This window comes from Corynebacterium nuruki S6-4, assembly GCF_007970465.1.
In the GTDB taxonomy this organism is placed as follows: Bacteria; Actinomycetota; Actinomycetes; order Mycobacteriales; family Mycobacteriaceae; genus Corynebacterium; species Corynebacterium nuruki.
Genome location: NZ_CP042429.1, coordinates 957,923 through 983,197 on the forward strand (window position 1 = coordinate 957,923; position 25,275 = coordinate 983,197).

A 25,275-nucleotide genomic window follows, 5' to 3' on the forward strand; every position below is an offset into this window, starting at 1 on the left:
GTGTGACTCTCCCCCGCCGTAGCCCCCGGTCGACCCGGCCAGCCAGGTCGGCGCAGTCAGCACAGTCGCAGCTGCCGCTGTTCTGGCTCGTCTGGCTGGTCGCCCACGCGATCCCGGTCGTCTGGATCGTCGTGGGTCACACCTCCACCGGGGACGTGCACTACTACCGCAGCGGGGTCTCCGGAGCCGTGACGGACGCCATGACCGAGTACCCCGAGGTCGGCACCTGGCCGGCGGTGTTCGTCAACGCGGTGACCGACCTCGTCGGCGGCGGACAGGACACGTTCGTCACGGTGTTCATCGGCCTGTGCGTCCTGCTGTCCGCCCTGTTCACCGGGTGGCTCCTCAGTGAGGGGTCCCTCCGCCACGGTCACGGCGCCGGGGTACGGGGGACACGGGGGGCACGGGGGACACGGACCGCCGCGTGGTTCTGGGTGGGGTTCATCGCGTTCTCCGGCCCCATCGCCGTCACCCGGCTCGACCTGTTCCCCGGTGTGACGGTGGCGTGGTACGCCGCCTGCCTCATCGCCGGGTCCTCCCGGGTGCGAACGGCGGGGACGGCACTGCTCGCTGTGGCGACGATGATGAAACTGTGGCCGGGCGTCCTGGCCGCCGGACTTGTCGGCGGGCTTCGCCGCCGGTCGACGTGGCTGCGGGTCGGCGCCTTCGTCGCCGCGCTCGCCGTGCTGTGCGCCCTCGTGGTCCTCCTCGCCGGCCCGGAGCGGCTGACCTCGCCGTTGACCTACCAGAGCGACCGTGGCCTGCAGGCCGAATCTGTCCTGGCCACCCCTGCCATGGTCGCCGCCGCCGTCGCCGGGACGGACGCCGCGGGCACCAGCCGGTGGTCCATCGGGTACGCCGCGTCGAAGAGCTACGAGATCGAGGGACCCGGGGTGGAGGCCCTCACGACCGTGTCCACCGTCCTGATGGCCGCCATGATCCTCTTCGCCCTCGGATGGGCGGTGACCCGGCTGATCCGCGACGACTGGTCACGGGAGCGGGCGTTGGCGTTCAGTGCCGCGATGATCATGCTCGTCATCGTCACGAACAAAGTCTTCTCCCCGCAGTACCTCACCTGGATCGCCCCGCTGACCGCGGTGGCCCTCCTGGCCTACCGGCGGCGGATCGTGTCCATCATCGCGGTGGAACTCCTCGTGACTGCGGCGCTGACCACCGTCGTCTACCCCTCCCTGTACGACTGGATCATCGCCGTCCCGCCGTCGCCCGTCCCCACGATGGTGCTGCTGCTGCGCAACGCCATGGTCCTCGTCCTCACGGTCACCTGCCTGTGGTGGTGCGTCACCGCCGGCCGGGGTTCCCGGGGCCGCTCGGGACGCCGTGGTCAGAGTGCGAGCACCTCCGCGACCGCCCGTCCGGTCTCGGCGACATAGCCGCCGCCGAAGACCGCGGCATGCAGGTACAGCATGTGCAGGCGGTGCAGCGGGAGGAGTTCGCGCCACCGGGTCGGCAGCTCCGCCACCTCGGCGTAGGCGCCGAGAATGTGGTCGAGGAAGGGGGCACCGAACAGGGTGAGCCCCGCGAGGTCGGTGAGCGGGTGGCCACCGTGGGCCGCCGGGTCGATGAGGACCACCCCGTCCGCGCTCCACAGCACATTTCCGGACCACAGGTCGCCGTGCAGCCGCGCCGGTGGCAGGTCGTCGTCGAAGTCTCCCGCGGTGAGCCGCGCGCACAGCTGCGGCGTCCCCGCCACGGCGCGGCCCCGGTCGGCCGCCACCTGGGCCAGTGGTCCGATCACCGAGGACGCGAAAAACGTGCCCCAGTCGGTGGCCGGGGCGAGGGGCAGCTCGAGCAGACTGTCATTCGGTCCCTGGTAGCCGCTGCCGCTCCAATCGGCCGGTCCGGCACCGAAGGCGGGGGCACCGGCCCGGTGGGTCGCGGCGAGGCGGCGTCCGAACTCCTCGGCGTGCGCGGCGTCGGGTGCGGTCGGGGTCACCCGTTCCAGGACCGTGTCGCCATCGTGGCGGTCGAGGACCCCGACGACCGGCACGCCACCGTCGGCGGCCGCCAGCCAGGTCAGGCCGGCGACCTCCCAGTCGCCGGGGCGTCCCGGATTGTGCTTGATGTAGGTCTGCGGTGTCACCTCACCCACCGTAACCGTCCGGCGAGCACCGGGAACACCTCGGACATCAGCGGAGCTAACGGAGGGGCCGGAGCACCCGGGGCACCGTCAGCACCATCAGCACCGTCAGCACTGCCGGTACTGTCCAGCGGAAACCAGCGGCCTTCCTCGATCTCCGCGGCGACCACCGGGGCGGTGTCCTGCCCGACGGACACGACATACACTCTGGCCTGCACGTCGCGGCCGGGCTCGTTGGCTGCAGGGCTCCGGAAGACGCCCATGTCCTGCAGCTGAACGTCGGACAGGTCCAGACCCGTCTCCTCGGCGACCTCACGTCGGGCCGTCTGCTCCGGTGTCTCCCCGGGTTCGGGTTTACCGCCGGGGAACTGGAACAGTGCGGTCCCCCGTTTCCGGACCGTGAAGACGTCGGTGCGGGCCGCATCCCGCCCCGTGGCCGGTCCGCGCAGCAGCGCCACCGCGCTGACGACGACCGGCCGGCTCACTGCTGGAGGGCGCCGCGGATCATCGAGACCGTCACCATGCATTCGGCGTCCGGGTTGCGGTCCTGGTAGCCACGGCAGATGTCCGAACCGTGCTGGAGGACGAGCATGAGGGCGGCGCTGAATTCCTCGGAGAGGCGTTCGAGGCCCTCTTCGTCGTGGACGAGGGCACCGGCGATGTCCCGGAGGCCGTCCGTCGGCGCGTCCACGGTGGTGTCCGCGGTCGCCGGCCGCAGGCAGACGGCCGCGCAGTCCAGCCTGAGCAGCACGTGGGCGACGAGGGCGGCGGTGTCCCCGGCGGCGAGCAGTTCCGCGACATGCCGACGGAACTCCAGGGTCGAGGGGACGGTCACGTGCCGGTCCCGCCATCGGGCGGTGGCATGGGCGCGGTCCAGGGTGGTGGCGAATCGTTCGGTCACCACCGCGAGGATCCGGCGCAGTCCGGCCGTCGGGGCACCGGTGCACGCCGGGTCCGCCAGGGCTGTGCGGAGTACGCGGAGGCCTTCCCAGTGCTGTTCGAGATAGGCGGCCCGGCCCGCGAACGGCAGACTGCCGTCGGCCATCCGCCGGATCACCGTGGACCGTCGCAGGCAGTCGACGGCGGCGGCCGAGGCTGCGGCGACGGTGGCCGTCGTCTCCCGGGCGAGGGGCTGTCGCGGTTCGTCTGCGGGCACGACCGTCATCTGCGTCATCGCCTTTCCACTGTCGCCGAAAATTCTATGCTGTGAGCCTACCCTAATCAGTCGCGGCGGGTGTTCTCCCGGTCCCGCTCGAGCCCGGCGAAGACGCCGGAGTTGAAGGCGAAGGCCTCCACTGCCGCTGCGAGCAGCCGTTCCTTCTCCGGCGCGGAGAAGTCGGCGGCGTCGAGCCGGGCGCGGTAGCCGTCGCGGTACGGCTTCGGCTTCCCGATCTCCGGGAAGTCGTAGAAGTTCAGGCCGGTCGACGGCACGCCGTAGTGGCGTCCCATCAGCCGGCCGATCACCTGGCCGCCCGCCAGATCACCCAGGTAGCGGGTGTAGTGGTGGGCGACGAGCCCCGGGACGTCCCCGTCCCGGGCGATGCGCTGCAGTTCTGCGACATAGGCCGCCGTCTCCGGCAGCGGGTCCGCGTCGACGGTCCCGCCCAGGGCCGCCAGGTCGGCGGCGAGTCGCGCGCGACGGTCAAGACCCCGGTCGTCGACACTGTCCAGGCGGGAGTCGCCCGCCAGGGCCGCGACCGCGTCCTCCAGCGCCGAATAGAACAGGTAGGCCTGCTCCTGCAGCGCAGTGAACGCGGCGGCGTCCAGGTCCCCGTTGAGCAACTGTTCCATGTACGTGGAGTGTTCGGCCCGGTCATGAGCCTGGCGGGTCTCCTCGCGGAGCTGCTCGGAAAGGGTGGTGGTCGTTGTGCCGGTCACGGTCGGTCCTTCTCTCGGTCCTGTGGTCGCGTCTCCCGATGTTACTGAGGCAACCCTGTCCCCCACATCATCCGAAAGGTTGATTGGCGATGCCGACCGGCAGCGGATCTGCCAGCGTGGCAGCGGATCCGCCGGGATGGCAGCGGTAACGTCAGAGTGGCAGCGGTAAACGTCGCTCACCACCGTGGTGAACGACGTTTTCCGCTGCCAGAACGCAGGAACCGCTGCCGCCCCGCTACGGCTCCGCGTGCGGGGTCGGCCGGATCCACAGCTGCCCGTCGACGTCGCTGACACTGACCGGCCACTCGTAGACCGTGGACAACCGCTCGGCGGTGCAGACCTCCCGCGGCGTCCCGACCGCCACGACCCGCCCCGCCGACAGCAGCGCCAGCCGGTCGCAGTACCGCGCCGCGAGATTGAGGTCGTGGAGCACGACGAGCACACCCCGACCGGTCCCGTCCGCCGCCGTCTCGTGCGCCAGCGTGCGGGCGGTGACCATGGTCCGCTCCTGGTGACCGATGTCCATCGCGGCCGTCGGCTCATCGAGCAGCAGGCACCGCGCCCCCTGCGCCATCACCCGGGCGAACGCCACCCGGGCACGCTCACCACCGGACAGCGTGGTGATCTCCCGGTCCTGCAGTTCCGTCATCCCCACCGCCTCGAGACAGCCGTCGACGATCAGCCGGTCGGCCTGCGGGTCCCGCGGCCAGGCCGCCCGCCCCATCTGCACGACGTCCCGCACCAGGTGGGCGAAGGCGACGGTCGGGTCCTGCAGCATCACGGCCCGCGCCCGCGCTGCCTCCCGGGCGGAGTAGCCGGTGTAGGGCTCGCCGAGCAGGTCGACGCGCCCGGCGGACGGCGCCGTGTCCCCGGACAGCACCGACAGCAGTGTCGACTTGCCGGCCCCGTTCGGCCCGATGAGGCCGACGACCTCCCCGGCGTGCACCGCCAGGTCCACCCCGTGCAGGATCTCGCGGCCGCCGAGACCGACGACGGCGCCGGACGCCTCGAGCAGCGTCTCCCCGCTCAGACTCCCACCGCTCACACCACTGATACCGCTCATACCGTTCCTCCCCGCTTCAGCATCCGCCGCAGCAGGACGAAGAATGTCGGACCGCCGACAAGGGCGGTGAAGATACCGATCGGCAGGTCCGCGAACGCGATGAGCGTCCGCGCCGCCAGGTCGGCGAGCACGAGCAGCAGCGCGCCGCCCACCGCACTCAGCGGCACCAGCCACCGGTTCGAGGCACCCACCACCTGCCGCAGGATGTGCGGGACGATGAGCCCGACGAAGCCGATGATCCCGGCGAAACTCACCGCCAGCGCGGCCAGCGCCGTCGAAAGGCCGATGATCGCGAACCGCATCAGCGGCACGTTCACTCCGGCGTGGCCGGCGGCCTTCTCCCCCAGGCTCAGCACGTCCGTGCGTCCGGCGATGGCGCAGGACGCCACGAGGCAGAGCACCACCGGAATGACGACGATGCCGACCTGGCTCCACTGGGACCCGTTGAGCGAGCCCATCTGCCAGAAGATGATCTGTTCCCGGGACGTGGTCGGCGCGAGGAAGACCAGGAAGGAGATCGCCGCCCCGGCCACCGCGTTGACCGCGATACCGGTGAGGATCAGGGTGAGCACCCGGACCTCGCCGTTCATCGAGGACAGCCGGTAGATCAGCACCGTCGTGAGGATGCCGGCGGCGAAGGCGAGGACCGGGGTCGTCGCCGCACCGAGGAAGTCGAGGCCGAAGACGATCGCCGCCGCCGCCCCCACTCCGGCGCCGGAGGTGACGCCGATGACGCTCGGTTCGGTCAGCGGGTTGCCGAACAGGCCCTGCAGCAGCGTTCCGGCGACCGCCAGCGCCGCCCCGACCAGCAGGCCGAGGACGATGCGCGGCAACCGGATCTGCCAGAGAACGTTCGCCCCGGTCTCCGAGGTGTCGCCGGGGCCCGCGGTCAGCGCGTTCCAGACTTCCCCCGGGGACAGGGAGTACTGCCCGAGCACGAGGTTCACCCCGACGGTGACGACGAGGAGGACCAGCAGGACCACCAGGGTCGTCCACCGTACCGACGTCCTGTGCTCGAGGACGCCGCGGCGGTCGGTTGAGGCTTTCATCGTCCGGAGAGTTTACCCTTACTCGTCGTAGAGGGCGTCCACGACCTCCTCACCCCAGAACACCCGGTCGATGACCCGGCGCGCCCGTCGGGTCTTCTTCAGGTAGTCGTCGAGGAAGCCCTGCGAATCCTCCGGATCCCAGTCCGCCGCCGCGGCGACGTGCGCCAGCTGCGGGCCGGGGTCCGGCAGCTGGTCGGGCCGCTTGGCCTTGACGAGCACCAGGGCGTTGCGGGCGCGGGTCGCGGTGAGCCAGGCGTCCCGGAGGATCTGGGTGTCGTACTCGGAGAGCAGTCCCGCCGTCCGGATCGCCTCGAGCACCTCGAGGGTGGAGGTGTTGTGCAGGGTCCCGATCTCGTGGGCGTGCTGCATCGTGAGCAGCTGGACGGTCCATTCGATGTCGGTGAGGGCGCCGCGTCCCAGTTTGGTGTGGGTGTTGCGGTCGGCGCCGCGGGGCAGCCGTTCCGCGTCGACCCGCGCCTTCATCCGGCGGACCTCCCGCACGGTCTTCTCGTCCGCCCCCTGCTCCGGGTAGCGGAACTCGTCGACCATGTGGAGGAACCGGATGCCGAGGTCCTTGTCGCCGGCGATCCAGGTCGCCCGCAGCAGGGCCTGGTACTCCCAGGTCTCCCCCCAGCGTGCGTAGTAGCTGTGGTACGAGTCCAGGGTGCGGACCGTGGGGCCGCTGCGTCCCTCCGGACGCAGGTTGACGTCGACCTCCAGCGGCGGGTCCTGCGAGGGTTTCGCCAGCCGGCCCCGCAGCCGGTCGCACACACCGACCGCCCAGGCGACCGCCGCGTTCTCGTCGAACTCGGGGTCGTCGGGGTCCGGCTCGCAGACGAAGAGGACGTCGGCGTCCGAGCGGTAGCTCAGCTCCGCGCCGCCCAGGCGTCCCATGCCGATGACGGTGACCACCGCGGGGGCGTTGCGCCGGTGGGTGTCCTCCCAGGCGCGGGTCTCGGCCTGCAGCGCCGCTTCGAGGACGGCGTTCCACACCAGGGACAGCGACCGGCACACCTCCGGCACGTCCATCATGCCGAGCAGGTCGGCGGAGGCGATGCGGGCCAGTTCGGTGCGGCGCAGCGACCGTGCCACGGCGATCCCCTTGTCGGGGTCGTCGTGGCGGGACGCGGCGGCCACCAGGGAGTGGCTGAGCACCGAGGCGTCCTTCTCCAGCAGTTTCGGGCCGGACGCCCCGTCGGAGAGCATGGTCACCGCATCCGGTGCGGCGATGAGCAGGTCCGCGATGTACGGCGAGGTGCCGAGGATCTGCATGAGGCGCTGCCCGACGATGTTCTCGTCGCGCAGCAGCCGCAGGAACCAGGACTTGGCCACGGCCGCGTCCGAGAGTTTGCGGTAGGCCAGCAGTCCGGCGTCCGGATCGACGGTGCCGGCCAGCCAGTCCATCAGCGACGGCAGGATCATCGCCTGGATACGGTCCTTGCGGGTACTGCCCGAGGCCAGTGCGGTGAGGTGGTCCATCGCCCGGTCGGGGTTCCGGTAGCCGAGGGCGGCGATCTGGCGTTCCGCCGCCTCCGGGGTCATCCGCAGTGCCTCGACCGGGACGGCGACAACCGAGTCCAGCAGCGGCCGGTAGAACAGTTTGGTGTGCAGCTGGCGGATCTGGTGGCCGACCTGCCGGGCCTTGACCGAGAGTTCCTCGGCGACCGAATGGTTGGCCTCGGCGCGGATCCCGGCCGTGCGCCCCAGCCAGGTCCGCGCGGCGACATCGTCTTCGGGCGGCAGGGTGTGGGTGCGCCGCAGGTGCCGCAGCTGCATCCGGTGTTCCAGCAGCCGCATGAAGCTGTAGCAGGTGATGAGGGTGTGCCCGTCGGTGCGGCCGACGTAACCACCGGCGACCAGGGCGTGGAGTGCGTCGACGGTCGACCGGACCCGGAGGCTCTCGTCCACCCGGCCGTGCACGAGCTGGAGCAGCTGGACGGCGAACTCCACGTCCCGCAGTCCCCCGGGCCCCAGCTTCAGCTCGCGGGACTGCAGGTCCTCCGGCACGTTCTCGATGACACGGCGGCGCATGGCCTGCACGTCCGGGACGAAGTCCTCCCGCTCCGCCGCCGACCACACCATCGGCGCCACGCCGGCGACGTAGTCCCGCCCCAGATCGAGGTCGCCGGTCATCGGGCGGGCCTTGAGCAGGGCCTGGAACTCCCAGGTCGAGGCCCACCGCCGGTAGTAGGTCAGGTGGGAGTCGAGGGTGCGGACCAGGGCGCCGTGGCGCCCCTCCGGACGCAGCGCCGCGTCGACCTCGAAGAAGTTCCGGCAGCCGATGTTGATGAATTCGCCGGCCAGCCGGGTCGTCGAGGCGTCGGCGGGTTCGGCGACGAAGATGACGTCCACATCGGAGATGTAGTTGAGTTCCCGGGCGCCGCACTTGCCCATCGCCAGCACCGACAGCTTCGCCTCCACCGGCCCGTCCGGGAAGACGGTGGCGACCGCCACTGCGAGGGCGGTGGTCAGGGCCGCGTCCGCGGCGTCCGACAGTCGTGCGGTGACGGTGACGAAGTCGGTGGGTTCCGGCTCCGGGGCGCCCGCCACATCGTGGGTCGACGTCCAGGGCACGAAGGTCCCGGCGAGGTCGATGGCGGCGATGCGGGCCAGCAGGGTGCGGTAGGCGTCGCGCATCGCACGGTCGGCGGCGGTGCCGGTGACCGTGGCCCGGTACAGCAGCGAATCCTCCGCGTGGGGCCCCGGCGCCCGCTCCGCGCCGACCGAGGCGAGCATCGTCGCCATCAGCTCGTCGCGCCCCGGCATCGCCCCACGCAGTTCCGGCCAGACCTCCGGCGAGGCGACGACATGGTCGCCCAGCAGCGAGGACGCCCCGAACAGGGCGAGCAGCCGCACCCGGAACACCACGTCATCGCGCAGGGCCGTCAGCAGCGGGTCGACACCTGCCGCCGGGTCGACCGTCCCCGCCGTCTCCCCGGCCCGCAGATTCTCCACGAGGCGGACGACGGTGATCAGTGCCCGGTCCGGGTCACCGGTCGCCGCCAGGGTCCACAGCAGATCGAGATGCTCCTCATTGTCCCAGCCCAGCGCCGCCAGATCGGCGGCCGCGTGCGGCCGGGACAGCCCCAGCGACGCCGCGGAGGGCACACTGCGCCGGGTGGTCCTCGGCTGGACCATCAGAACTCCAGGTTGTGGGCGAGCTCCCAGGGCGTGACCTGGGCCTGGTACTCCTTCCACTCCCGCCACTTGTTGCGGAGGAAGAACTCGAAGACGTGCTCACCGAGCGCGTCCGCCACCAGTTCGGACTTCTCCATCGCGTGCAGCGCCAGGTCAAGGTCCGTGGGCAGGTCCTTGTAGCCCATCGCCATGCGCTCCCGGCGCGTCATCGTGGCGATGTTGTCCTCCGCCGGCGGCATGAGCTCATAGCCCTCCCGGATGCCCTTCAGACCGGCGGCGAGCAGCACCGCGTTGGCCAGGTACGGGTTCGCGCCCGAGTCCGGGCTGCGCACCTCGACCCGGCGCGAGGCCGGCTTGTTGACGGTGTACATCGGGACCCGGACCAGGGCGGAACGGTTGGACGCCCCCCAGGTCGCCGAGGTCGGCGCCTCCGCCCCGCTGGTCACCCGCTTGTAGGAGTTGACCCACTGATTGGTCACCGCGGAGATCTCCGGGGCGTGCTCCAGGATGCCGGCGATGAAGGACTTCGCGGTCGGGGACAGGAAGTACTCGTCGTCGGGGTCGTGGAAGGCGTTGGTCTCCCCCTCGAACAGCGACATGTGGGTGTGCATCGCCGATCCCGCGTAGTCGCGGAAGGGCTTCGGCATGAACGTGGCGCGCACACCGTTGCGCTTGGCCACCTGCTTGATGATGTAGCGGAAGCTCATGATGTTGTCCGACATCGACAGGGCGTCCGCGAAGCGCAGGTCGATCTCCTGCTGCCCGGGGGCGGCCTCGTGGTGGGAGAACTCGACGGAGATGCCCATCGACTCCAGCGCGGTGATCGCGTCCTGCCGGAACGCCGGGGCCGCGTCGGTGACGGCCTGGTCGAAGTAGCCGCCGGTGTCGGAGGGGACGGGACGCCCGTCCGCGTCGTTCTCCTTCTGCAGCAGGAAAAACTCGACCTCGGGGTGGACGTAGGCGGTGAAGCCCTCGTCGGCCGCCCGGTTGAGTTGGCGCCGCAGCACCTGGCGCGGGTCCGCCCAGCTCGGTTCCCCGTCGGGCATGGCGATGTCGCAGAACATCCGCGCGGTGAGGTTCGTGTCCCCCTCACTGTCGTTGAGCGGGAGAATCTGGAACGTGGACGGGTCGGGGCGGGCGATCGTGTCCGACTCGACGATCCTGGAGAACCCCTCGATGGAGGATCCGTCGAAGCCGATCCCCTCCTCGAACGCGCCCTCGAGCTCCGCAGGCGCCACCGCCACGGACTTCAGGTAACCCTGGATGTCGGTGAACCAGAGGCGGACGAAACGGATGTCCCGCTCCTCCAGCGTGCGGAGGACGAATTCCTGTTGACGACTCATGGCGACCATCGTATCCGCCGCCACCTGTCCGGGGGGTGCCCGAGAGCGGATATCCCCCTTGTTGTTACAAGCCGTTAACACCGGGCCGCCGGGAGTGGCACAATATCCTGCCATGGCAGACAACTCCCCCTCCACCGGTTACCTCGTCCCGACCCGCCAGGTCCGCATCGCCGACCTGCAGAAGAAGAAAGGCACCGGCGAGAAGTGGGCCATGCTCACCGCCTACGACTACTCCACCGCCCGGGCGTTCGCCCAGGGGGGTGTGGAGTGCCTCCTCGTCGGTGATTCGGCGGCCAACGTCGTCTTCGGTTACGGACAGACCCAGCAGGTCAGTCTCGACGAGATGGTCTACCTGGCCGCCGCCGTGGTCCGCGGTGCCGGCAATGCCCTCGTCATCGCCGACCTGCCGTTCGGCACCTACGAGGCCTCGGACGAACAGGCCGTGGTCTCCGCGGCCGAGATGATGCGCCGCTCCGGTGCGGCGATGGTCAAGATCGAGGGCGGGGTGCGCATCGCCCCGCGGATCCGTGCCCTCGTCACCGCCGGTATCCCGGTGTGCGCGCACATCGGGTTCACCCCCCAGTCGGTCAACGCCCTGTCCGGGTTCAAGGTGCAGGGTCGGGGGGACGCCGCCGACCAGCTGCTCGCCGATGTCCGGGCCATCGCGGAGGCCGGGGCATCGATGGTCGTGCTCGAGATGGTGCCCGCCGCCGTGGCCGCCGAGGCGACCGCCGCGGTCGACATCCCCACGATCGGTATCGGCGCCGGCCCGGAGACCGACGCCCAGGTGCTCGTGTGGCATGACCTGGCGGCGTTGCCAGCCGACGGTCACCGGCCGAAGTTCGCCAAGCAGTGGGCGCAGGTCGGCGCGGACCTCACCACCGCCGCGTCCTCCTACAAGCGGGAGGTCGCCGAGGGGACCTTCCCCGCGGCGGAGCACTGCTTCTAGGCGTCCTGCCCCGGGGAGGTCGTGAACGTCCCCGTGGGTGTCGGTTTTACGGACCGGGAGGTCGGTCGCGTCCCGGAGCGGTCGGGTTCACGAACCCGGGTGCCGTTCCGGGACAGGAAAAACGGCCCGTCGGTTCGTCCCACGGACATCGGGGTCAGGGGCGGGTCAGGGAGAGGGCAGCGCCGGGGTCAGGGGCGGGACCGCGTGACGGGACCGGGGCCGACGGCTGTCAGTCCTCGTCCCACTCGTCGGCGGCGGCGGTGCGTGCCCGCGCGGTCTCGAGGGCGGCACGTGCCGCCGCTTCGGTGTCGTAGGGGCCCATCCGGTTGTCCCAGCCGGTGGTCTTGCCCCGGCTGACCTCCCCGGTGGATGTGTCGAAGTACCAGGCGCCGTTTCCGCTGTTGTCGCTGTTGTCGCTCATGCCGCCGAGTGTAGCCCGGGACGGCACCGGACAGCCCGCGTCCGGTCACACCACCCCGAGGATGACCAGCACCACGCACAGCACCCCGACCGCCAGGGTCGCGGCCGCGAGAACGATCACCCCGCCCGCCGCCGGCCGGACGGCCCCGTCGCCGATCCCCCGGGCATGCCGCCGGTACCGGTGACGCTGGGTGACCTGGATCCCCAGGCCGATGACGGCGAGCACCCCGGCCGCGACGGCGACCGACAGGCCGTGCCCGGCGACCCACGACAGCAGGGCGGTCGCGGTGAGCAGGAGGCGCAGGGTCGTCCTGCCCCAGGCCAGGTTCGTCCGCTCCGGCTGCAGACCCGGGTCACGGCGTCCGGACGTCATTCCAGGACCACGAGGGCGAGCAGGACCGCGGCGATGATGGCCCCCGCCGACAGCACCGGCACGATGGACGGCACGGGCAGCGGCTCATTCCGGCGCATCGCCCGTTCGATGCGCAGCCACCGCACCGCCGACCCGGCGGCGAGGAGAATACCGGTACCGATGGCCGCCAGTGCGGCGACGGTGCGCAGTCCCGGCGACATGACCGAGACCGGAAGCGCCTCGATGCCCACACCGCCGGCGATGAAGGCCAGGGCGGTGCGCATCCAGGCGAGGAAGGTCCGCTCGTTGGCGAGCGTGAAGCGTGGATCGGGTTCCTCCCCGTCGGGGAAGAGCCGCCGGGTCAACGGTGTTCTGCTCTTTCCGGTCACGGTGCCCCAGTGTATGGACACCGGAGGAAGTCTGTGCCGAGAGGGTCTGTGAGCCGGATTCTGTCCTATCCCTTGCGGGACGAGGTGATCATCCATCTGGGGCGGCCGTCACCGGCCGTCTCGAGCGGTCTACCTGCCCCTTGTCCGACGAGCAGCCGACGGGGCACTGCCCGCACCGCGGACGGTGCGGACATCCATGACCTTGCTCCCGGTGGGGTTTACCCAGCTACGACAGTCACCTGCCGCACTGGTGCGCTCTTACCGCACCTTTTCACCCTTACCCGGTTCACACCGGGCGGTCTGTTTTTCTGTGGCACTGTCCCGCGGGTCACCCCGGGTTGCCGTTAACAACCACCGTGCTCTGAGGAGTCCGGACTTTCCTCGACCCCGGCTACGCCCCGCGGACGGGGACGGTTCCGGGACCGCGATCACCCGACCCTCTCGACAGTGTCCAAGACTATCACCGCGCCGTGTCGCGCAGCAGCAGCACCCCGCACTCCGGGCAGGTCAGCACCTCGTCGGCGGGGGCGGCGGCGAACCGGCGCAGCGTGACGGCGTCCAGGTCGATGAAGCAGGCACCGCAGGAGCTGCCGAGCAGCGGTGCCGCCCCCACGCCGTGGTCACGTTCCCCGTCCCGGTAGAGGGCGAGGATCTGCGGCGGCAGGGCGTCCCGCAGCTCCCGCGACCGGTGCTCCAGATCGGTGATCTGACCGGTCAGGTCACGGACCACCGCCTGCTGCTCCGCGCGGGCCTGCACCAGGGCGGGATCCTCGACCGGACCCGCATGGCCGGGGTCGTCGGGGGCGCCGAAGGCCTCGAGGGTGCGCTGCTCCCGCGCGATCTCGTCGGTGAGTTCGGCCAGCCGCCGCTCGGCGACGGCGAGGTCGTGCCGGAGGTCACGACGGCGTTCGGTGTCCGGGTTCGCGCGCAGTCCCTCGATGTCCCGGCGGCGACGGGCACGCATGTTCGCGGCGTCCCGGGTCAGCCGCCACAGGGTGGCGGAGCGGCCGCGTTCGTCACCGCGGGCCCGGCGGGCGAGACGCTGCCGCTCCTCGTCGGCGGCCTCGAGCCGTTCAACCTCGGCGGTCTCCGGCAGGGCCTGCAGCCGGGCGGTGAGCAGCCGGGTGCGTTCGTCGACGCCGGCGAGCTCGGCGAGGATGCCGCGTCCGGCGGCGTCCAGGGTCAGCGGGGCGGTCATGACTGCACCGCCGTCGTGCTGTCGGCGTGCAGTGTCCACGGATCCGTCCGGACGCCGATGACGCCGGTCGCCACGCCGGGCAGTTCCGCACCGAGCAGATCGGCGGCCTGGGCGCACCACGGGAACTCACTGGCCCAGTGGGCCGTGTCCACCACCGGGCAGCCGCCGGCCCGCAGATGCTCGTCGACGGGGTGGTGCCGAAGGTCCGAGGTGACGAAGCAGTCGACGTCGAGGGATGCGACGGTCCCGAGGAAACTGTCCCCGGCACCGGAGGCGACCGCGACCCGGCGGATGATCCGGTCGGGGTCACCGGCGGCACGCACACCCCACACGGTCGCGGGGAGCCGGTCGGCGACCCGGGCGGTGAACTCGCGCAGGGTCATCGGGGTGTCCAGGTCACCGACCCGCCCGATCCCGGTGGCGGTGGCCGGGTCCACCCCGTCGGGCACCGGGGTCAGCGGCGGCCCGGGGGTTACCCCCAGCAGTTCGGCGAGCCGGTCGTTGACGCCGGGGCGGGCGGCGTCCGCACTGGTGTGCGCGGCGTAGAGGGCCACACCGGCACGGATCAGCCGGTGGATGATCCGCCCCTTCGGGTGCGTCACCGGCACACCGGTCACCCCACGCAGCAGCGGCGGATGGTGGACCAGCAGGAAGTCCGCGCCGTCGGCGATCGCCGCATCGGCGACCGCATCGGTGCAGTCCAGGGCGACACGGAGGCGACGGACCGGGTCGGCGGGATCGCCGCAGACCAGCCCGCAGGCGTCCCAGGATTCGGCGAGGCGGGGCGGGTAGGCGGCCTCGACCGCCGCGACGACGTCAGCGACGGTGGTTGTACTGTTCTCACTCACCTGTCCCACGATAGTCGTCCGGCTGACCGGCGGGACCCCGGTGCAGGCGGCACGGACCATATTCTGGCAGTCTGGATGTGTGGCAGCATCAACGGATTCATCACAGCGGATTCTCCTCCTCGACGTCGACGGCACGCTCGTCGACTCGTACCCGGGTATCCGGGACAGTTTCGTCCGTGCCCTGGAGGACAACGACATCCCGCTCCCCGGAGACGATGTGATCGCACGCCTCCCCGGCCCGCCGATGATCGACACCCTGCGGTCCCTCGGTCTGGAGGGCGATGACCTGGACCGCGTCTTCGCCTCCTACCGCGCCGCCTACGACAGTGCCGGCTGGCAGGCCGCCGAACCGGTCGAGGGCATCGCGGATCTCCTCGCCGACTGGAAGGCCCGCGGTTTCACCCTCGCGACCGCGACCTCGAAGGCGGAGGCCTCGGCCCGGCGGGCGCTGGAACAGTTCGACCTGCTGCAGTACATCGACGTGCTCGGCGCGGCGGAGGACGGGACGGACCCGGGGGCACGGCGGGACAAGACCGACGTCGTCCGCCACACCCTCGGGCTCCTCGACCGGTCCACCGACAGTGTCGACGAGGGCGGGCCCGCCGCCCGCCACGACATCCTGCTCGTCGGGGACCGCATCCACGACGTCACCGGGGCACACACCTTCGGTATCCGGGCGGCCCTCGTCGACTGGGGCTACGGCAGCCGCGACGAACACGCGAAGGCGGACTACTCCGTCGCCGACGTCGGGGAGCTCCGCCGGCTCGTCGACGACTGGTCGGACACCCGGCCGCACCTGTGTGTGGTCTGCACCGGCAATATCTGCCGGTCGGCGATGGCCGAGATCATGCTGCGGGCCGCGTTCGAGAAGGCCGGGGTGGCGGACGCCGTGCGGCTGAACTCCTGCGGTATCGAGAAGTGGCATGTCGGAGAGGCCGCCGACCCGCGTGCCGTCGCGCAGCTGCAGGAGGACGGGTACCAGGGGTCCGGGCACCGGGCCGCCCAGTTCGGCCCGGAGCACCGGGACGCCGACCTGTTCCTCGTCATGACCGCGGCGCACCGCAGGGCGCTGGTGAAGCTCGGCGTGGACCCGGAGAAGATCCGGCTGTTCCGCTCCTTCGGGCCGGCCGGCGACCGGGAGGTCGAGGACCCGTACTACGGCGGTGACGACGGCTTCGCCCAGGTCTCCCACCAGCTCGCCGAGGCGATCCCCGGGATCGTCGACTGGGCCGAGGCCGAGACCGGGAAGTGACCGGCCGGCGCCGGTAGGTCAGCGCTCACCCAGCATCTCGGAATCGGTCTCGCCGTGCCGGGGGCACACGGCGGTCCAGCCGTGGGGGGTGACCTGGACGGTGCGTCGGCGACCGCACTCGGGGCAGTAGCGCGGTGCGTCGAGCCCCGCCTGCTGCGCGGGCGAGTAGTCGATCCACTCCCCCTCCCCCAGGTCGGCGCCCGTGTACGGATCGAAGGGGCCGGTCCCCCGGCGCCTGCTCCGGCTGCGGGTTGTCCGGGGCATCACACGCTCCGGGACAGGACCTTGATCGGCAGGCGCAGCCGGTCGACCATGTCCATGTCCTGCTCGGCCGGCCGCCCCAGGGTGGTGAGGTAGTTGCCGACGATTACCCCGTTGATCCCGCCGAGCATCCCCTGCTCCACGCCGAGATCGCCGAGGGTGAGTTCCCGGCCACCGGCGAAACGCAGCGTGGTCTTCGGCATCGCCAGCCGGAACATGCCGACCGCACGCAGGGCGTCCTTGCCGTCCATGACATCCATGTGACCGAACGGGGTGCCCGGACGCGGATCCAGGAAGTTCAGCGGAACCTCGTCCGGGTCGAGGTCGGCGAGCTGCAGGGCGAATTCCACCCGCTGTTCCGGGGACTCCCCCATGCCGATGATCCCGCCGCAGCAGACCTCGATACCGGCGTCCCGCACCAGCTGCATGGTCTCGCGGCGCTCCTCCCAGGTGTGGGTGGTGACGACCTGCGGGAAGTAACTGGCGGCGGTCTCGAGGTTGTGGTTGTAGCGGTGCACGCCGACGGCCTTGAGCCGGTCGACCTGCGCCGGGGTGAGGATACCGACGGACACGGCGACGTCGACGCCTTCGACGTTGGCGTAGATCTCCTCGACGGCCTGCTCGACCTGGCTCATGAGGTTCTCGTCGGGGCCCTTGACCGCGGCGACGATGCAGAATTCGGTGGCCCCGGTCTTGCGGGTCTGCCGGGCCTGTTCGACGAGCTGAGCGATGTCGAGTTTGGCGGAGCGGACCGGGGACTCGAAGAGCCCGGACTGGGAGCAGAAGTGGCAGTCCTCGGGGCAGCCGCCGGTCTTGATGCTGACGATGCCCTCCATCTCGATCTCCTCGCCGCACCAGCGGACGCGGACCTCGTGGGCGAGGGCGAGCAGGTCGGGGATGCGGTCGTCGGGGAGGTCGAGGATCTGCAGGAGCTGGTCATGGTCGAGTCCGCGTCCGGTGTCGAGGACGCGGGTACGTGCAGTGGTGAGTATGTCCGTCATGGCACACACTCTAACTTGAACAGTGTTCAAGTTCCACCCGGAAACTACGGTCCTGTCAGAACCGCTCCTCACCACGGGCGTTGTGCCGCTCATGGAACCGGTTGCGCGAATGGCCGTAGCGGTCGGCGAGCTTCCGCTCGGTCGACGGGACCCGGTCACGGTCGTCCCCGCCAGCCGTGTCACCCGACGCGGCCGGCGCAGTACCGGACGCAGCAGCAGAGGTCGCCGCGGCTACGCGGTCCGACCCGGCATCCGCCGATCCGGTCTCCGCAACGTCGCCGACCCCGGACTCTGCTTCCGACTCTGCCCCGGACTGCACCCCGGACTCTGCCTCGGACGCGGCGATCTCGGCACGCTGCCGCCGCCGCTCCCGGATCTCCGCCCAGACGAAGTACCCCAGACCCAGCGGGACCATGATCCCGAAGGCGATCCACTGGATGCCGTAGGACAGGTACGGGCCCGATTCCAGGTCCGGCAGCGGGATCGGCTGCAGCCCCCGGCCCGCGCCGGTCGTCGCATCCTTCACCGAGACCTCGTCGAGCTGGACGTAGTCCCCGGTGAGCTGCAGTCCGGTGAGTTGCCCGATCGCCCCGGTGTTCATGCCGTAGACCTGCCGGCGGCCCTGCTCGGTGATCGGGGCGCTCGTCGGCGGCGCCTCCGACATCCGGATGTAGCCGTTGACCGTGATCTCCCCTGCCGGTGCCGCGGGGATCTCCGGGACGTCCGCACCCTCCTTCGGCGGGATCCAGCCCCGGTTGACCAGGGCCGTCTGACCGTCATCGGTGCGGAACGGGGTCAGCACCTGGAAGGCCGGGCTGCTGTCGACCGGCCGGTTGCGCAGCAGGACCTCGTCCTCGGGAAGGAACCTGCCCTGCAGCTCGACGCGGGTCCACTCCTTCTCCGGACCGGCACTCGAGCGGTCCGCGGGCTCCACGTCCCGCAACGGGACAGGGTCTTCGTCGAGGGCCGCCTCGAGCCGGTGGTTGAACTCCTGGGTGTCCTTGTTCTTGCCCAGCTGCCAGGGCGCGAGGACGGTGAAGGCGACGTAGGCGAACGCCACCACGATGACCGCCGTCAGCACCCACCCCGGGGTGAAGAAGGCACGCCAACCGCGGCGCCGACGGGGCCGGTGGGAGGGGACGGTCGAGGATTCTGACACGGCCCCCATCCTAGTCGCCTCCACCGCCTGGGCCCTACCGCTGCTCCTGCCCGTCGTTATCGCCTCTCAACTGCTGCCCGGCCGCTGTTCGGCCACTACTCGGCACTGTCGTCGGTGTCGCTGCCGCCGGTCTCACCGGCGGTGCGGTTCCGGCGCAGCTGGAACCCGAAGATCCCGGCGATGATCACGGCGATCAGCGCGATGGCACTCGGGATCATCGAGGCAGGGTCCTTGATGAACGCGACGAGACCGCTGTCCGTGTCGTCCTTGTGCCCCGCATCGGCGGCATTGTGGACGGTGACCTGCCCGTCGTTCTTCCGGGCGTGGTCCTTGTCGTCCTTGTGGTCCTTGTCGGATTCGTCCGCCGGCTTGTCACCGAGCGAGGCGCGGGACTTGTCGTCACAGCCGGACGACAGCGCCGCGCGGAAGCTCACCGGATCCAGGGCCGATCCGGCCTCGTAGAACCCGGCGAGTGCCGCCGCACCGTCGGAGGACAGGGTCGCGCCCGCCTTACCGTCCAGGACGTCGTCCTTCACGGACGCCGAGTTGATGCTCAGTTGCGCCAGCGCGATCCGTCCGAAGTCCTGCGGGTGGCCCTCCGTGTCATTGGAACTGACGTTGGCGACGAGGGTGCCGCCGGAGCCGTCGATGCGGATCTCCGGGTCGGAGATGGTCGTGCGCAGCACACCGCCGTGCCCGGTGAACAGCACCGAGCCGCCGAACTTCAGGGTGCCGGAGGAGACGGTTCCGCCACTGACCTTCACCGAGCCGTCGGACCCGCTGAACACGAAGTTGCCGGAACTGTAGACGGCGCCTCCGGTGGGCGTCCAGTCACCCTTGGCGATGCTGCCCTTGATGTAGGAGCGGAAGGATTCCTTGATGCCCCAGCCCATGCGGTCCTCGACGACCTTCCGGTCACCGTCGGACGCCTTGCAGGTCGTGTCGGCCGAGCCGGCGCCCGATGTTGCGGCACCCGCCGTCCCGACGACCCGGGGAGCACGCGACATGCCCAGATCCGGGGTCCCGGTCGACACGTCGCCGGAGGCTGCGGCGCCGCCGGAGGTGGCCGCCCCCGCGGACTGCAGTCCGCCCAGGCCGGCACCACCGCAGTCGCCGCTGGTGTTCAGGGCGATGTTGATCGGGTCCGCCTCGTTGTTGCCTTCGCCGTACTGGCCGCCGAGAGACTGGTTGCCGTCCTCGGTGATGTAGCCGGGACCGCTGAGGTTGACGGCACCGCCGCTGATCGGCTGGCCGAGGGTGAACTGGGCGATCGGGACCTGGCTGCCGGTCTTCGCCCCGGTGACCGTGGCGCCGGCGGTGAAGCTGCTCACGGTGGTGCTCCGGTAGTCGGCGATGAACTGCGCCGTCGTCCCGCGGACCTTCACGCTCATGTTCGTGTACGTGATGTCGAGGGCGCCGAGGTGGCCGGTGAGGTGGATGGAACCCGGGAGCGGGATATCGGCGTCCTGCCCGGAGACCCGGACCGCAGAGGGGTCGGCGGTGAACTGGAAGGCACCGTCGTCCCCGCCCTGGCTGCCGCTGAAGCCGACGCCGTCCAGGTCCCAGTGGCCGCCGGCGATCGGGCCGGTCAGGTAGCTGCGGAAGGACTTCTTCAGACCCCAGCCGACCGACGCGGAGTTCACGGTGCCGCAGCTTCCGGCGTCGGCCGGCTGCCCGGTCGTCGTGGCCTGCGGTGCCGCCTGTGCCGCCGGGGCGGCCTGCTGTGCCGCGGGGGCGGCAGCCGCCTGGCCGGGTTCCGGGTTACGGTCGGGCTGTCCCGGCGACGTCGCCATCACGGCGTTGTCGTCGACGGCACAGTGCCCGCCCGGTGCGGTGCCGAGAGTGACGGTGACCGGGTCGCCGTCGTTCTTGCCCTCGCCGTAGCTGCCGAGCAGTCCCTTGTTGAGGTTCTCGTGGATCCAGCTGGTACCGGTGAGCGTCGCGGAGCCGCCCTGGGCGCCCGCCTGCGTGAGCGTCTGGTCGAGGGTGAAGGTCGCCACGGGCTGCTGGGTGAAGGCCGGGGCGCCGCCGGCGATACTGGACAGCGCCGCGGGGTCGGCGGCCAGGTACCGGCCGTCGGCGAGCAGCTGGGCCTTCGTCCCGCGGATCTGCAGGGTGAAGTTGGAGAGGGTGACGTCGATGATTCCGCCGTGACCGGTGAGCTTGAGAGTTCCCGGCATCGGCAGGTCGGCGGCGTCCCCCTGCACGGCGGAACGCCCGGGATCGGCGGTGAAGTGGAATGCGCCGTCAGCCGCGTTGTTCTCCCCGGTGTACGTCACATGGTCGAGATCCCAGTGTCCACCGGCGATCGGACCGGTGATGTAGTTGCGCAGCGACTGCTTGATGCCCCAGGACATCTCCCCCGAGGTGACCGCCAGGCACTGGTCAGACGCCGCCTCGTCGGCGACGGCGGCGGGCAGCGCGGCGGTCGGCAGCACGGCGACGCCCACCAGGGGCAGGGTCGACGCGACGGCTGCCGCCGAGGCGACTCGCAGGGCTCGGGGTGACCGGCGGGAAGCCGGGCGGCTAGCTGACATGGACAACATTCTCCTGGGACACGTCTCAGGGCCGCGGTTGTGTCCGGATCTCCGGTGTCCGCGACCCCCTTTCACTTAGGCAAGGCTAGTCCACTTTCAGGGTCTCCCCAAGCAGAGCAGGCACTCCAGGTCGCGCAACGTGACAGAATTCACACAGGGGCCGCCGGGTGCGCCGGATGCAGGCCTGTCGGGTGTGCCGGGTGTGTGCCACACACCCCCCGGCCGCACAGCCCGCCGGCCGCGCCGGCCACCTCACCACTCCGCCACGCCGCCCAGCGGCAGGCCAGGGTCCCCGTCGGCAGGCCAACCGCTCAGCCGGCAGGCCGGCTGTCAGACCGACAGGCCAACTGCCCGCCTGGCAGGCATAAACAACGTTCACCAGGGGTACGGCGGCACTTTTGGCCTGCCACGCGAACAGATGGCCTGCCAGCCCGCCCCCGACCAGACGGAAACTGTTTTCAGTCGGTGTGATGCCGTCAATTACCGCCCTGGGAACGTGGTCGCGACGCAGCGGAGTCAGAATGTGGTCACGGATGAGGAACAGGGCACCACGGATGCACCACGGATGCACCACGGAGTCACCGGACATAGAAAAACCAGCCTGCTCTACCCTCGTAAGAGAAAGAACACGCCGGTCACTGATGGTGCGCACTGACGGGTTCGAACCGCCGACCTGCTGGGTGTAAACCAGCTGCTCTTCCAGCTGAGCTAAATGCGCTCACCGCCACACCCGGTCACAGCCGGGGCGCGGATGTCCGGTAGAACTCTAGCGTTTGTTTCCCCCGGCGACCAGACAGGCCCCCTGCCAACCCCCCAGACGGGTCGACCTGGTCTGCACCATGCCTGCGACCTGGGCGGATTCGGCGATCTCGCCCGGGTCGACAGTCCCGGCGGTCCCGGCGGCAGGGGTCAGCAGCCAGATGGAGCCGTCGTCGCCGAGATTCCGGCCGGCGTCGACAAGCCCGTCGATGAGGTCGCCGTCATCGTCCCGCCACCACAGCAGGACCGCGTCGACGACCTCGTCGGTCTCCTCGTCCAGCAGCGGATCACCGAGCTCGTTCTCCAGGGCTTCACTGATGGAGCTGTCCGCGTCCTCGTCCCAGCCCAGTTCCTGCACGACCTGGCCCTTGACGATGTCCATCATCGCCGCCCAGTCCGTGCCCTTGTCCACTGTCGCCTCTGAGGCGTCCACCACGTGCTTCTCCTGACCTTTCTGTCATGTCTGTCGATGTCCCGACGGGATTCTGCGTCCGAACCACGGTCGATCCGCGGCCGTCACATATGTCTGCCGTGCATACTAGGGGATTTTCAGGCTGCGGGCCAGACCCGCCACCCGAATACGTGCACGTCACCTCGCGGACATGCCACTTTGGTTTCCCTTAGATACGGGCCGAACCGGGCTGACGTAAAGTAGCGGGGACATCGACGTGCGTGCGACCACCACCGGAGGCCGTGTGTGCGTGACCCACACCAGGTTATTTAGGAGGATCGTCTTGGCACCTGCTCACGACAGTAATTTCGGAAACATCCGGGACGGCGTCGCGTCCTATCTCAAGGACGCTGACCCGGATGAGACCCAGGAGTGGATGGACTCCCTCGACGGTCTGCTCGACGAGGCCGGCCCCGACCGCGCCCGCTACCTCATGCTCCGCCTGCTGGAGCGCGCCTCCGCCAAGCGCGTCGCCCTGCCGCCGCTGCTGTCCACGGACTACGTGAACACCATCCCCACCTCGATGGAGCCGGAGTTCCCCGGCGACGAGACCATCGAGAAGCGCTACCGCCGCTGGATGCGCTGGAACGCCGCCATCATGGTGCACCGTGCGCAGCGTCCGGAGATCGGCGTCGGCGGCCACATCTCCACCTACGCCTCCGCCGCGGCGCTCTACGAGGTCGGTTTCAACCACTTCTTCCGCGGCAAGGACCACCCGGGCGGCGGCGACCAGGTCTTCTTCCAGGGCCACGCCTCGCCGGGCATGTACGCCCGCGCCTTCCTCGAGGGCCGGCTGTCCGAGGAGGACATGGACGGCTTCCGGCAGGAGAAGAGCAAGCCCGAGCACGGCATGCCCTCCTACCCCCACCCGCACGGCATGCCCTCGTTCTGGGAGTTCCCGACGGTCTCGATGGGCCTCGGCCCGATGGACGCCGTCTACCAGGCGAAGTTCAACCGCTACCTCCACGACCGGGGCATCAAGGACACCTCCGACCAGCACGTCTGGGCCTTCCTCGGCGACGGTGAGATGGATGAGCCGGAGGCCCGCGGCGTGATCCAGCAGGCCGCGCTGAACAACCTCGACAACCTGACCTTCGTCATCAACTGCAACCTGCAGCGCCTCGACGGCCCGGTGCGCGGCAACACCAAGATCATCCAGGAGCTCGAGAGCTTCTTCCGCGGTGCGGGCTGGAACGTCATCAAGGTCGTCTGGGCCCGCGAGTGGGACCGGCTGCTGGAGAAGGACCAGGACGGCCACCTGGTCAACATCATGAACACCACCGTCGACGGTGACTACCAGACCTTCAAGGGCAAGGACGGCGCCTACGTGCGCAAGTTCTTCTTCGAGCGCGACCCGGAGACCGCCAAGCTGGTCGAGGACATGACCGACGAGGAGATCTTCGCGCTGCGCCGCGGCGGTCACGACTACCGCAAGATCTACGCCGCCTACAAGAAGGCGATGGAGACCAAGGACCAGCCGACCGTCATCCTCGCCCACACCATCAAGGGTTACGGGCTGGGCCACAACTTCGAGGGCCGCAACGCGACCCACCAGATGAAGAAGCTGACCCTCGACGACCTCAAGCTGTTCCGCACCAAGCAGGAGATCCCGATCTCCGACGAGGAGCTCGAGGCCGACCCGAAGCTCCCGCCGTACTACAACCCCGGCCCCGATTCCCCGGAGATCCAGTACATGCTGGAGCGCCGGCGTGAGCTCGGCGGCTACCTGCCGGAGCGCCGCACCACCTACACCCCGCTGGCCGTTCCGGACGCCTCGACCCTCGCCCCGGTCCTCAAGGGCTCCGGCAAGCAGAAGGTCGCGACGACCATGGCGCTCGTCCGTACCCTCAAGGAGCTGATGGAGGACGAGGAGATCAAGAAGCGTCTCGTCCCGATCATCCCCGACGAGGCCCGCACCTTCGGCATGGACTCCTGGTTCCCGACACTGAAGATCTACAACCCGCACGGTCAGAACTACACCCCGGTCGACGCGGACATGATGCTGTCGTACAAGGAGTCCACCGACGGACACATCCTGCACGAGGGCATCAACGAGGCCGGTTCGGTGGCCGAGTTCATCGCCGCCGGCACCTCCTACGCCACCCAGGGCGAGGTGATGATCCCGCTGTACATCTTCTACGCGATGTTCGGTTTCCAGCGCACCGGTGACTCGATCTGGGCCGCCGCCGACCAGATGGCCCGCGGGTTCCTCATCGGCGCCACCGCCGGTGCCACCACACTGACCGGTGAGGGTCTGCAGCACATGGACGGACACTCCCCCGTCCTGGCCTCCACCAACCCCTCGGTCATCTCGTGGGACCCGGCCTTCGCCTACGAGGTCGCCCACATCGTGCGCGACGGTATCCGCCGCATGTACGGCGAGGGCTCCGGCCCCGACGGCACCGGTGAGAACGTCATCTACTACATGACGGTCTACAACGAGCCGGTCCACCAGCCGGCCGCCCCCGCCGACCTGGATGTCGAGGGACTGCTCAAGGGCATCTACCTCTACTCCCCGGCCGACCGGCTGATCGGCACCGGCCCGAACTCCACCGGCGACGCGGGCGAGGCCCCGGCCTCGGACCTCACCGCGACGCTGCTCGCCTCCGGTGTGGGGATGACCGAGTCGATCCGCGCCAAGGAGATCCTGCGGGAGCAGTTCGACGTCAACGTCGCCCTGTACTCGGTGACCAACTGGAACGAACTGGCCCGCGAGGGTCGCGCCCTCGAGCTCGAGGAGCTGCGTCACCCGGGCAGTACCGTGGAGCAGCCGTACGTCACGCAGGTCCTGCAGGACGCCGAGGGGCCGTTCATCGCGGCGACGGACTTCACCACCACGCTGCCGGAGCAGATCCGGAAGTTCGTGCCCGGTGACTACACCACCCTCGGCTGCGACGGTTTCGGCTTCTCCGACACCCGCCCGGCGGCCCGCCGGTTCTTCAACTCGGACGCCGAGTCGATCGCCGTGGCCGTGCTGTCCGCCCTGGCCCGTCAGGACAAGGTCAGCTGGGACGTCGTGGCGAAGGCCGCGGCGGACTTCAACCTGACCGACCCGACCAAGGCCTGATGCTGGGTCCCGATTCCGGGTCCTGACCACGTGTCGGCCGTCGGCCGACCGTTGGTAGGCTGA

The 25,275-nt window shown here is 70.1% G+C and carries 22 protein-coding genes, 1 tRNA gene and 1 other RNA gene; 4 read left to right on the plus strand and 20 right to left on the minus strand.

Going from position 1 to position 25,275, the window contains the following annotated elements; all coding sequences use genetic code 11:
* The first annotated feature begins 2 nt into the window (after positions 1–2).
* Positions 3–1,391 carry a hypothetical protein gene (locus tag FSW06_RS04330; RefSeq protein WP_193345963.1) on the plus strand — a complete coding sequence of 463 codons (1,389 nt, stop codon included), beginning with the start codon at positions 3–5 and terminating at the stop codon, positions 1,389–1,391.
* Here the strand turns inward: FSW06_RS04330 and FSW06_RS04335 are convergent.
* The 8 genes from FSW06_RS04335 to glnA all read right to left on the minus strand — a co-directional run bounded on the left by FSW06_RS04335 (position 1,343) and on the right by glnA (position 10,569).
* Positions 1,343–2,110 (minus strand): fructosamine kinase family protein, encoded by a 768-nt coding sequence (locus tag FSW06_RS04335; RefSeq protein WP_010122329.1) that lies wholly within the window; start codon positions 2,108–2,110, stop codon positions 1,343–1,345. The two genes, FSW06_RS04330 and FSW06_RS04335, sit on opposite strands and share 49 nt — an antisense overlap.
* Positions 2,098–2,556 carry an NUDIX hydrolase gene (locus tag FSW06_RS04340; RefSeq protein WP_029450223.1) on the minus strand — a complete coding sequence of 153 codons (459 nt, stop codon included), beginning with the start codon at positions 2,554–2,556 and terminating at the stop codon, positions 2,098–2,100. The genes FSW06_RS04335 and FSW06_RS04340 overlap by 13 nt, the downstream gene beginning before the upstream one ends.
* Before the next feature lie 23 nt (positions 2,557–2,579).
* The gene (locus FSW06_RS04345; RefSeq protein ID WP_010122333.1) at positions 2,580–3,272 is read right to left on the minus strand and encodes a hypothetical protein; all 693 of its coding nucleotides are present in this window, start codon (positions 3,270–3,272) and stop codon (positions 2,580–2,582) included.
* A gap of 47 nt (positions 3,273–3,319) precedes the next feature.
* Positions 3,320–3,976 (minus strand): biliverdin-producing heme oxygenase, encoded by a 657-nt coding sequence (locus FSW06_RS04350; RefSeq protein ID WP_010122335.1) that lies wholly within the window; start codon positions 3,974–3,976, stop codon positions 3,320–3,322.
* Positions 3,977–4,211: 235 nt separating this feature from the next.
* Positions 4,212–5,039 carry a heme ABC transporter ATP-binding protein gene (locus FSW06_RS04355; protein ID WP_010122337.1) on the minus strand — a complete coding sequence of 276 codons (828 nt, stop codon included), beginning with the start codon at positions 5,037–5,039 and terminating at the stop codon, positions 4,212–4,214.
* Positions 5,036–6,088, minus strand: coding sequence for a FecCD family ABC transporter permease (locus tag FSW06_RS04360; protein WP_010122338.1), 1,053 nt, complete (start codon positions 6,086–6,088; stop codon positions 5,036–5,038). Before FSW06_RS04360 ends, FSW06_RS04355 begins: the two co-directional genes overlap by 4 nt.
* Positions 6,089–6,106: 18 nt before the next feature.
* Positions 6,107–9,226, minus strand: coding sequence for a bifunctional [glutamine synthetase] adenylyltransferase/[glutamine synthetase]-adenylyl-L-tyrosine phosphorylase (locus FSW06_RS04365; RefSeq protein WP_010122339.1), 3,120 nt, complete (start codon positions 9,224–9,226; stop codon positions 6,107–6,109).
* Positions 9,226–10,569, minus strand: a complete 1,344-nt coding sequence (glnA, locus tag FSW06_RS04370; protein ID WP_010122340.1) for a type I glutamate--ammonia ligase — start codon at positions 10,567–10,569, stop codon at positions 9,226–9,228. Before glnA ends, FSW06_RS04365 begins: the two co-directional genes overlap by 1 nt.
* 112 nt (positions 10,570–10,681) lie before the next feature.
* Here glnA and panB point away from each other — a divergent pair, with 112 nt between their 5' ends.
* Positions 10,682–11,518: a 3-methyl-2-oxobutanoate hydroxymethyltransferase gene (gene panB, locus FSW06_RS04375; protein WP_010122341.1), complete on the plus strand. Its 837-nt coding sequence runs from the start codon at positions 10,682–10,684 to the stop codon at positions 11,516–11,518.
* A 229-nt stretch (positions 11,519–11,747) separates the two neighbouring features.
* On the opposite strand, the gene FSW06_RS04380 is transcribed toward panB, so the two are convergent.
* The 6 genes from FSW06_RS04380 to FSW06_RS04405 form a co-directional block, all read right to left on the minus strand.
* Positions 11,748–11,939 (minus strand): hypothetical protein, encoded by a 192-nt coding sequence (locus FSW06_RS04380; protein WP_010122342.1) that lies wholly within the window; start codon positions 11,937–11,939, stop codon positions 11,748–11,750.
* A gap of 45 nt (positions 11,940–11,984) precedes the next feature.
* Positions 11,985–12,311 carry a DUF202 domain-containing protein gene (locus FSW06_RS04385; protein ID WP_010122344.1) on the minus strand — a complete coding sequence of 109 codons (327 nt, stop codon included), beginning with the start codon at positions 12,309–12,311 and terminating at the stop codon, positions 11,985–11,987.
* Positions 12,308–12,679, minus strand: a complete 372-nt coding sequence (locus FSW06_RS04390; protein WP_029450231.1) for a YidH family protein — start codon at positions 12,677–12,679, stop codon at positions 12,308–12,310. Before FSW06_RS04390 ends, FSW06_RS04385 begins: the two co-directional genes overlap by 4 nt.
* 33 nt (positions 12,680–12,712) lie before the next feature.
* An RNA gene (gene rnpB, locus FSW06_RS04395) (RNase P RNA component class A) lies at positions 12,713–13,123 on the minus strand.
* A gap of 16 nt (positions 13,124–13,139) precedes the next feature.
* Entirely contained in the window at positions 13,140–13,877 is a 738-nt protein-coding gene (locus FSW06_RS04400; RefSeq protein WP_010122347.1) for a C4-type zinc ribbon domain-containing protein, read from the minus strand.
* On the minus strand, positions 13,874–14,785 hold the full coding sequence (locus FSW06_RS04405) for a Nif3-like dinuclear metal center hexameric protein (RefSeq protein ID WP_010122348.1): 912 nt from the start codon (positions 14,783–14,785) through the stop codon (positions 13,874–13,876). The genes FSW06_RS04400 and FSW06_RS04405 overlap by 4 nt, the downstream gene beginning before the upstream one ends.
* A 19-nt stretch (positions 14,786–14,804) precedes the next feature.
* Here FSW06_RS04405 and FSW06_RS04410 point away from each other — a divergent pair, with 19 nt between their 5' ends.
* A complete protein-coding gene (locus FSW06_RS04410; RefSeq protein WP_010122349.1) occupies positions 14,805–15,977 on the plus strand; it encodes an arsenate reductase/protein-tyrosine-phosphatase family protein in 1,173 nt (390 codons plus the stop codon).
* Positions 15,978–15,995: 18 nt separating this feature from the next.
* Here the strand turns inward: FSW06_RS04410 and bsaP are convergent, their stop codons facing one another.
* The 6 genes from bsaP to FSW06_RS04440 all read right to left on the minus strand — a co-directional run bounded on the left by bsaP (position 15,996) and on the right by FSW06_RS04440 (position 22,130).
* Entirely contained in the window at positions 15,996–16,241 is a 246-nt protein-coding gene (bsaP, locus tag FSW06_RS04415) for a biotin synthase auxiliary protein BsaP (RefSeq protein ID WP_010122350.1), read from the minus strand.
* Entirely contained in the window at positions 16,241–17,239 is a 999-nt protein-coding gene (bioB, locus tag FSW06_RS04420) for a biotin synthase BioB (protein WP_010122351.1), read from the minus strand. The genes bsaP and bioB overlap by 1 nt, the downstream gene beginning before the upstream one ends.
* 55 nt (positions 17,240–17,294) lie before the next feature.
* A complete protein-coding gene (locus FSW06_RS04425) occupies positions 17,295–18,407 on the minus strand; it encodes an SURF1 family cytochrome oxidase biogenesis protein (protein ID WP_010122353.1) in 1,113 nt (370 codons plus the stop codon).
* 86 nt (positions 18,408–18,493) lie between these two features.
* Entirely contained in the window at positions 18,494–20,848 is a 2,355-nt protein-coding gene (locus FSW06_RS04430; RefSeq protein WP_010122354.1) for an HtaA domain-containing protein, read from the minus strand.
* A 729-nt stretch (positions 20,849–21,577) separates the two neighbouring features.
* Positions 21,578–21,653: transfer RNA gene (locus FSW06_RS04435), tRNA-Val, on the minus strand.
* 48 nt (positions 21,654–21,701) lie between these two features.
* Positions 21,702–22,130, minus strand: coding sequence for a DUF3052 domain-containing protein (locus FSW06_RS04440; RefSeq protein ID WP_010122355.1), 429 nt, complete (start codon positions 22,128–22,130; stop codon positions 21,702–21,704).
* A 298-nt stretch (positions 22,131–22,428) separates the two neighbouring features.
* On the opposite strand from FSW06_RS04440, the gene aceE reads away from it, so the two are divergent.
* A complete protein-coding gene (aceE, locus tag FSW06_RS04445; RefSeq protein ID WP_010122356.1) occupies positions 22,429–25,212 on the plus strand; it encodes a pyruvate dehydrogenase (acetyl-transferring), homodimeric type in 2,784 nt (927 codons plus the stop codon).
* Positions 25,213–25,275: the final 63 nt, after the last annotated feature.

What these genes read in the sequence shown, in the direction of transcription:
- FSW06_RS04425 (WP_010122353.1), bottom strand. Translation starts at nt 18,407, where the DNA reads ATGGGGGCCGTGTCAGAATCCTCGACCGTCCCCTCCCACCGGCCCCGT.
- FSW06_RS04355 (WP_010122337.1), bottom strand. Translation starts at nt 5,039, where the DNA reads ATGAGCGGTATCAGTGGTGTGAGCGGTGGGAGTCTGAGCGGGGAGACG.
- FSW06_RS04360 (WP_010122338.1), bottom strand. Translation starts at nt 6,088, where the DNA reads ATGAAAGCCTCAACCGACCGCCGCGGCGTCCTCGAGCACAGGACGTCG.
- bsaP (WP_010122350.1), bottom strand. Translation starts at nt 16,241, where the DNA reads ATGCCCCGGACAACCCGCAGCCGGAGCAGGCGCCGGGGGACCGGCCCC.
- FSW06_RS04365 (WP_010122339.1), bottom strand. Translation starts at nt 9,226, where the DNA reads ATGGTCCAGCCGAGGACCACCCGGCGCAGTGTGCCCTCCGCGGCGTCG.
- FSW06_RS04400 (WP_010122347.1), bottom strand. Translation starts at nt 13,877, where the DNA reads ATGACCGCCCCGCTGACCCTGGACGCCGCCGGACGCGGCATCCTCGCC.
- panB (WP_010122341.1), top strand. Translation starts at nt 10,682, where the DNA reads ATGGCAGACAACTCCCCCTCCACCGGTTACCTCGTCCCGACCCGCCAG.
- FSW06_RS04405 (WP_010122348.1), bottom strand. Translation starts at nt 14,785, where the DNA reads ATGGTCCGTGCCGCCTGCACCGGGGTCCCGCCGGTCAGCCGGACGACT.
- FSW06_RS04380 (WP_010122342.1), bottom strand. Translation starts at nt 11,939, where the DNA reads ATGAGCGACAACAGCGACAACAGCGGAAACGGCGCCTGGTACTTCGAC.
- FSW06_RS04345 (WP_010122333.1), bottom strand. Translation starts at nt 3,272, where the DNA reads ATGACGCAGATGACGGTCGTGCCCGCAGACGAACCGCGACAGCCCCTC.
- FSW06_RS04385 (WP_010122344.1), bottom strand. Translation starts at nt 12,311, where the DNA reads ATGACGTCCGGACGCCGTGACCCGGGTCTGCAGCCGGAGCGGACGAAC.
- bioB (WP_010122351.1), bottom strand. Translation starts at nt 17,239, where the DNA reads ATGACGGACATACTCACCACTGCACGTACCCGCGTCCTCGACACCGGA.
- glnA (WP_010122340.1), bottom strand. Translation starts at nt 10,569, where the DNA reads ATGAGTCGTCAACAGGAATTCGTCCTCCGCACGCTGGAGGAGCGGGAC.